Raw genomic sequence first — 7,046 nt, forward strand, 5'->3', positions numbered from 1 at the left:
TCTGTCTCGGAGGGTGGGGATGCGGGTCTCTGCATCGTAGCTACAGCAGCACGCTCAAGCGAGCGAGTTGAAGCGTTCGAATCGCGAAAGATCATCCCGAGAAGAAAACACTGACGAGGCTACGCAATCCAAGAACAGTGACGACGACAACCGTTAGCACGCCGAGCGTGTTGGCAATCCAGTGATTGCGGTGCTTGCCGAGTAACGCTGCATTGTTCATGACCGCGAGCAAGAAAATGGCGAGCAGAGGCAGCAGCAATCCGTTGGCGACTTGAGCAAACGTGATGATGTCCGTGGGCTTGGAACCACTGGCGGCGAACGAAGTGCCAAACACAATTACTGTGGTGAAGACCGTTCGCAGCCGCCAGTCTTTCAGATCGATGGGCCAGCCAAAACAACCGGCAGCGGCGTAAGCGGCGGCCAGCGGAGCGGTAATGGTGCTGGTCAATCCCGCGGCAAACAGCCCCACATCGAACAGCCATCTCGCATGGTTGCCAAGCAGAGGTTCGAGCTGCCGCGCGGCGTCGGCAAGGTTCGTGAATCCGGCGTCACTCCTGAAGAAAGCGGCGGCGGCCGTGGCCATCACGGCGGCGGTCACCAATCCGCCCAAGCCCACACTGAGAATCGTGTCGCCGCGGCTTTGCTGGATCGCGTCGCGAACGGTTTCGTCGCTGACGGATTCCTTCTCGCCGGACCATTTTTCGGCCGATGCGGTGGCGTGAAGAAACAGGTTGTAGGGCACAACCGTCGTGCCGATGATCGCCAAGACTTCTTTCAATCCGCCATCGGGAATGGTCGGCTTGATCCATCCCAGCGCGAACGATCGCCAATCGATCGGAACACTGAACGCGGTCAACAAAAACACGCTGCTCATCGTCACCACCAACGCAACCAAAATCCGCTGAAGCGATCGATAGTGTCCGATCATCAAGATGCCCCAGGCTGCCAAGCCGATCACGATCGACACGACAGCTTGATGCTGCATTCCCGTTGCGGCTGAAATACCCACCGCGGCACCGGCGATATTGCCCGCTTGGTAGGCAGCGTTTCCGACGATGATTGCCGAGACGACCAGCACAATGGCCAATCCCCGGGCGAACGCGTTACGGATGGTTGGACGGATCGCCTCTCCCAAACCACGTCCGGTGACGATCCCCAATCGCGACGCCATTTCTTGAAAAACGATCGTCGCGATCACGGAGAAACCAACCGCCCACAACAGCGTGTGGCCAAAGTTGGCACCCGCGGTTGTGGCTTTGGTGACGGTCCCCGGCCCAATGAAAGCTGCCGTGACGAGCAGGCCGGGACCGAAACGACGAAAGAACTTGGGAATCTTCATGCCCGCTAAGGTAACGAATGAAATCGAACACGTCCCAAGGCATCCGTCTGACGCGAAGTCAACCATTTGGCTGGCATTCGATCGGTGATCAAGGTCCCGAATCCGCCGCGTTTGCCAACTAAGCAGGTCGGCAGGAATGATCGGATAGAACCTCACGTAGGCGAGTCTCTCTGAGACTCGCAAATGACAGCGTCTCGGAGAGACGCCGCTACGTGATCAAGCCCAAGGACCCCCGCTCATGTGCTTAGCATCTGTCACCGCCTGAGGGGGAAATCGGCAAGCATGGCTGAGAGCGACCCGGTGCATTTCGGACGCAGGCGGAGCGATAGGAAACGCCGATTCCATGGCTAGGACTTCCAAAGCGTGGGGCACGAGCTTCGCCGCCAATGAAGCACTCGAGTGATTGTTGGTCCTTTCGTTTACACTGCATGAATCGCAACGTCGTGATTGCGGCGATGTGTCCCCGACAAGCCGATTCCCTCCCCACCAAACCATTCGGACTTCTTGAATGCGTTCCCTCCTTGGTCTGCTACTAACCATCGCTTTCGCGCTCGGTATTGTGGAAAACGTTGTTTTGGCCGAACCGAGCGATGAGGCTCAAACCTCTGTTTCAGCGACCGATCGTCCACTCTCGTTCAATCGAGACATCCGACCGATTCTGACGGACCGCTGTTTTGCTTGTCACGGACTCGATGCAAACACTGTTGAAGCCGGGTTGCGATTGGACGTTCGCGAAGCGGCAATGGAGTTTGGCGCAATCGTTCCCCGGGACGCGGAATCGAGCGAGATGTTTTTGCGGATCACGTCTGATGATGACGACCTCGTCATGCCTCCATCGGAATTGCACAAACCTCTCAGCGACGCCGAGATCGACTTGGTGCGTCGTTGGATCAACGAGGGGGCACCGTACGAAGCTCACTGGGCCTACACCCCTTTGCCAAGCAATGTGGCGCGGCCTCCAGTGAACACGGCATGGGGAGAAAACTGGATCGATCAGTTTGTGGCCCGCGGACTGCAAGACGCGTCGGTGAGCCCATCGCCGAAAGCGGACCCGACCACATTGATTCGTCGGTTGTCGCTTGATTTGACTGGCCTTCCACCGACACCCGAGGAAGTGGAAGCGTTCGAAAAGGACCACAGCAACGAAAGCTATGAACGACTCATCGACCGCCTGCTATCGTCAAGTCGTTTTGGCGAACGCATGGCGATTTATTGGCTGGACTTGGTGCGATACGCCGACACGGTGGGGTACCACGGCGATCAGAACGTGTCGCATTCACCGTATCGTGACTACGTGATCGACGCGTTCAACAGCAACATGCCGTACGACCAGTTCGTTCGTGAGCAACTTGCCGGCGACCTGCTTCCCAATCCCACGATCGATCAATTGGTAGCCTCGGGATACAACCGTTTGAATCAAACGACGGAAGAGGGTGGCGCGCAACCCAAAGAGTACCTTTCGATCTACTTTGCCGATCGTGTTCGAAACGTGTCCCAGGTTTTCATGGGAGCAACGGTTGGGTGCGCTCAATGTCACGATCACAAGTATGACCCTTACACCGCAAAGGATTTCTATTCTCTCGGTGCGTTCTTCGCTGACATCGAAGAAAGGGGCAAGTATTCACAACGTGAACGGCCTCCACAGATCCCGGTTCCCAACGAAGAACAGCAGGCACAACTCGATGCCTTGCGACTAAAAGTGACGGAAGCCGAAGCCAGTCTTGAATCGATTACCCAAGAGCAATTGGCGTCCCAGCCTGAATGGGAAGCACGGGCGATTGAATCGATCAAACAATCCAAATTCCAAGCTGAAGAACACACCTGGGTCGATGACCAATTGTCAGCAGGTGGAACAAAGTCGGGCGAATGGAATCATGTGACCGCCGATCAACATCCGGTGCACAGCGGAGAAACTTCGCGGCGTCAGACCGGCAATGGAGTCATCCAGCACCTGTTCACTGACGCGAAGGAACCAATCGAAGTCAAAGCGAACACGGAGTTGTTTGCGTGGGTCTACCTTGATCCTCAGTCGCCGCCAAAAACAATCATGTTGCAGTGGCACGGCGGCCCAGATGATCCAAGCGGTTGGGACCACCGGGCATTTTGGGGAGACGACAAGGTCGGGTTTGGTGCCAAGCCTCAAAGCTGGCACGGACACAAACGCATGGGAGATTTGCCCGAAGCTGGAAAATGGATCCGCATGAGTGTGGCGGCCGCTGACGTCGGATTCGCACCTGGCAAGACCATTCATGGAATGGCGTTCACCCAGTTCGATGGCATCGTCCATTGGGACCAGGCGGGCTGGATTGAAACAGACGGTTTCCCCAGCGAAATCCGGGCTGCTTTGCTGGTTGATGTGGAGGCGAGAACAAAAGATCAGATCAAGCAACTGCGTGACTGCTTCGTTGAGCATGACCCGCTGATCACGGAGCAAGCAGAAACGTTGAAGCTGGCTCGAGCACAGGTCTCTGAGTTTGAAAAATCCATCCCGACCATGGTCATCTCACGAGCCGTTGCACCGCGTGAGATCCGAATCCTTGACCGCGGAAATTGGATGGATGAGTCGGGGGAAATCGTTCAGCCAGCCATCCCCGAATTCTTGGGCGAACTTCAAATCGGCGAACGACGCGCCACCCGTCTCGACCTCGCCAACTGGCTCTGTGACAGCGAAAACGTTCTGACAGCTCGGACGATGGTGAACCGTCTTTGGTACTTGATGTTTGGACGAGGGATCTGCTCCAGCGTCGATGACCTGGGTGGACAAGGCACCTTTCCAAGTCACCCTGAATTGCTGGATCACTTGGCCGTGGAATTCATCGAATCCGGTTGGGACGTTCAGCATCTTCTAAAACAAATCGCGATGAGCGCCACGTATCGTCAAACCTCCAACGCATCGCCGGAATTGGAGGAACTCGATCCGTTTAACGAATTGTTCGCGCGGCAAGGGCGGTTCCGAGTCAGTGCTGAAATGGTCCGCGACACGGCGTTGATGATCAGCGGTTTGCTGGTCGAGGAAATCGGTGGGCCGAGCGTGAAGCCGTATCAGCCCGAGGGTTACTACGATCAGCTGAACTTTCCCAGACGAAATTACGTTCCGGATCAAGGCGACAACCAATATCGACGCGGTGTCTACACGCATTGGCAACGGACTTTCCTGCATCCGATGTTGAAAGCCTTCGACGCACCCAGCCGCGAAGAATGCACCGCGATCCGAGCACAATCCAACACCCCGTTGCAGGCCCTCACACTACTGAATGACCCAACGTTCATCGAAGCGGCAACGATGTTCGCCAGTCGAATCATGCGTGAGGGCGGCACCACGGTCGATGAACGCATCGAGTGGGCATATCGAACCGCGGTTTCGAGGCCGATCGATGCGGTCATTGCGGAAGAGCTTCGCACAATCCAAACAGAACACCTCCGACATTACGTTCAAGAACCCGACTTGGCCAAGGCTTTGGTTTCCGCCGGGGAACAGAGTTCGACGGCTGAGTTGGATCCGGTCGAATGGGCATCCTGGACGAGCGTCGCTCGAGTCATCCTCAACCTTCACGAAACCATCAACCGGTATTGATTCACCATGGCAATTCTTCCAGCTATGACCGATGACCATCTCGCCCGGCGAACGTTCTTGAAACGTGCCGGCGTTGGATCGGTCGCGCTGGCGTCGATGCTGAATGAAAGCACGTCGCTGGCATCCGAAGGCATTCACCACCCACCTCGAATCAAACGCGTCATCCATCTCTGCATGGCGGGTGGCCCCAGTCATTTGGAAACGTTTGATCACAAGCCTGAACTGGCTCGACTCGACGGTCAGCCGATGCCAGAGTCGCTGACCAAGGGCCAGCCGATTGCGCAGTTGCAGAACAAGGCCCTACGAGTCATGGGTCCCCAGCACGCGTTTGCAAAACATGGCAAGAGCGGTCTGGAGATTTCATCCGTGTTGCCGCATCTGTCCAAGATGGCGGATGACTTGTGTGTGGTGAAATCCATGCACACCGAGCAGATCAACCATGATCCGGCCCACACCTTTTTCAACACGGGCACGGCAATCAGTGGTCGACCGTCGATGGGGTCTTGGGTTTTGTACGGACTGGGCGCCGAGACACAGGACCTGCCTGGTTTCATCGTCTTGACCAGCGAAGGAGGCGGCCAAAGTCAACCGATCAGCTCCCGACAATGGCATTCAGGATTTCTGCCCAGTCGCGTGCAAGGGGTTCAAATGCACGCGTCCGGAAATCCAGTCCATTACGTGGGCCGTCCTGCGGGAGTCAATCATTCGCAACAGCGTGATATTGTCGATGCGGTCGCTCGGATCAACATGCATCGCAACGAATCACTGCATGACCCGGAAATCGCAACACGCATCAGCGCGTATGAAATGGCTTTCCGAATGCAAACGTCGGTTCCTGAGTTAACCGATATGTCCGATGAACCCGACCACATCGTAAAAATGTATGGCTGCAAACCTGGCGATGGGTCCTTCGGCAGCAACTGCTTGATGGCGCGTCGTTTGGCTGAACGCGGTGTGCGTTTCATCCAGCTGTACCATCGCGGCTGGGATCATCACGGCGGTGTAAAGCGTGGCACTGAAAAGACCGGGTCAATCGTCGACCAAGGCTCCGCGGCTCTTATTCAAGACTTGAAGCAGCGAGGCATGCTGGACGACACCCTGATCGTGTGGGGTGGTGAATTTGGCCGGACACCGATGGCCCAAGGTGATGGACGCGACCACCACATCAAGGGCTTCTCGATTTGCTTGGCCGGTGGCGGAATCAAGGGTGGAACCAGTTACGGTGCGACGGATGAGTTCGGCTACAACGCGGTGAAGAATCCTGTCCACGTCCGTGATTTCCACGCAACGATGTTGCACATGCTCGGGATCGACCACAACCGCTTCACGTACAAGTTCCAAGGCTTGGATTTCAAACTGACCGGCGTCGAAGAAGCCCATGTGGTCGACGGTATCCTGAGTTAGCCGCCACGTCTCGTTGGTTCTGCCTCGTCCGCTCTACTGCAGCGTCATACGTTGCCGAAACATTCGCAAAGTCGTTTGACGGAACGAACTTTCCCATTGGCGCGCGACAGTCCTGTACACTACCCGGCCTTGTCTTGCATGCCATTCGGCGTGCCCCGTTGCCGCCAACAGGAAGTGGGTGCATGGTTCCCGATCAAATCCAAGGGACCGCGATCGGTTCGTATCGTGGTCGACGCACTGGTTTGATATTTGCGAACGCTGTTTGCATGCTTTTGGTCTGCATGCTGTTGCCATTCGCTTCTAATCAAGGATTTGCCAACGACTCTTCGCACACCGGCGTGTTAAAAGGTCTCGACCTGGATGGTCGGTTGATTCGATTGGGACAGTCCGGCGATACCAAGGCCGTCGCGGTCGTCTTCTTGTCCACGCATTGTCCGATCAGCAACGGTTATCTTCCGTTGCTCAACGACTACGCATCGGAATTCGGTGAGCAAGGCATCGAGTTGGTCGGCGTGATTTCCGATCCTTCGGTGACACGCTCGGACGCGAAAAAGCACAGCGCCGATTACCGAGTTGAGTTTCCGGTGCTGTTCGATGGCTCAGGCGAATTGCGTTTGGCTCTTTCGCCGACCCATACGCCCTTGTCTTTACCCACAAGTCTCGTTCGTCTTGTGAAACACTTGGTTGAATTTTATCGTTTTTCAGCTTTGAATTCTGGTCGGGAAACTC

General features: G+C 56.1%; 4 protein-coding genes. 3 read left to right on the plus strand and 1 reads right to left on the minus strand.

Going from position 1 to position 7,046, the window contains the following annotated elements; all coding sequences use genetic code 11:
* Positions 1-91: 91 nt before the first annotated feature.
* Positions 92-1,339, minus strand: a complete 1,248-nt coding sequence (locus tag CEE69_RS11135) for an Nramp family divalent metal transporter (protein WP_099260712.1) — start codon at positions 1,337-1,339, stop codon at positions 92-94.
* A gap of 508 nt (positions 1,340-1,847) precedes the next feature.
* Here CEE69_RS11135 and CEE69_RS11140 point away from each other — a divergent pair.
* The 3 genes from CEE69_RS11140 to CEE69_RS11150 all read left to right on the plus strand — a co-directional run.
* Positions 1,848-4,913 (plus strand): PSD1 and planctomycete cytochrome C domain-containing protein, encoded by a 3,066-nt coding sequence (locus CEE69_RS11140; RefSeq protein ID WP_099260713.1) that lies wholly within the window; start codon positions 1,848-1,850, stop codon positions 4,911-4,913.
* A 24-nt stretch (positions 4,914-4,937) separates the two neighbouring features.
* Positions 4,938-6,317, plus strand: a complete 1,380-nt coding sequence (locus CEE69_RS11145) for a DUF1501 domain-containing protein (protein ID WP_099260714.1) — start codon at positions 4,938-4,940, stop codon at positions 6,315-6,317.
* Between the two features lie 182 nt (positions 6,318-6,499).
* The coding region (locus CEE69_RS11150) for a redoxin domain-containing protein (protein WP_233215136.1) at positions 6,500-7,046 on the plus strand (547 nt) is incomplete at its 3' end.

Source organism: Rhodopirellula bahusiensis (assembly GCF_002727185.1).
In the GTDB taxonomy this organism is placed as follows: Bacteria; Planctomycetota; Planctomycetia; order Pirellulales; family Pirellulaceae; genus Rhodopirellula; species Rhodopirellula bahusiensis.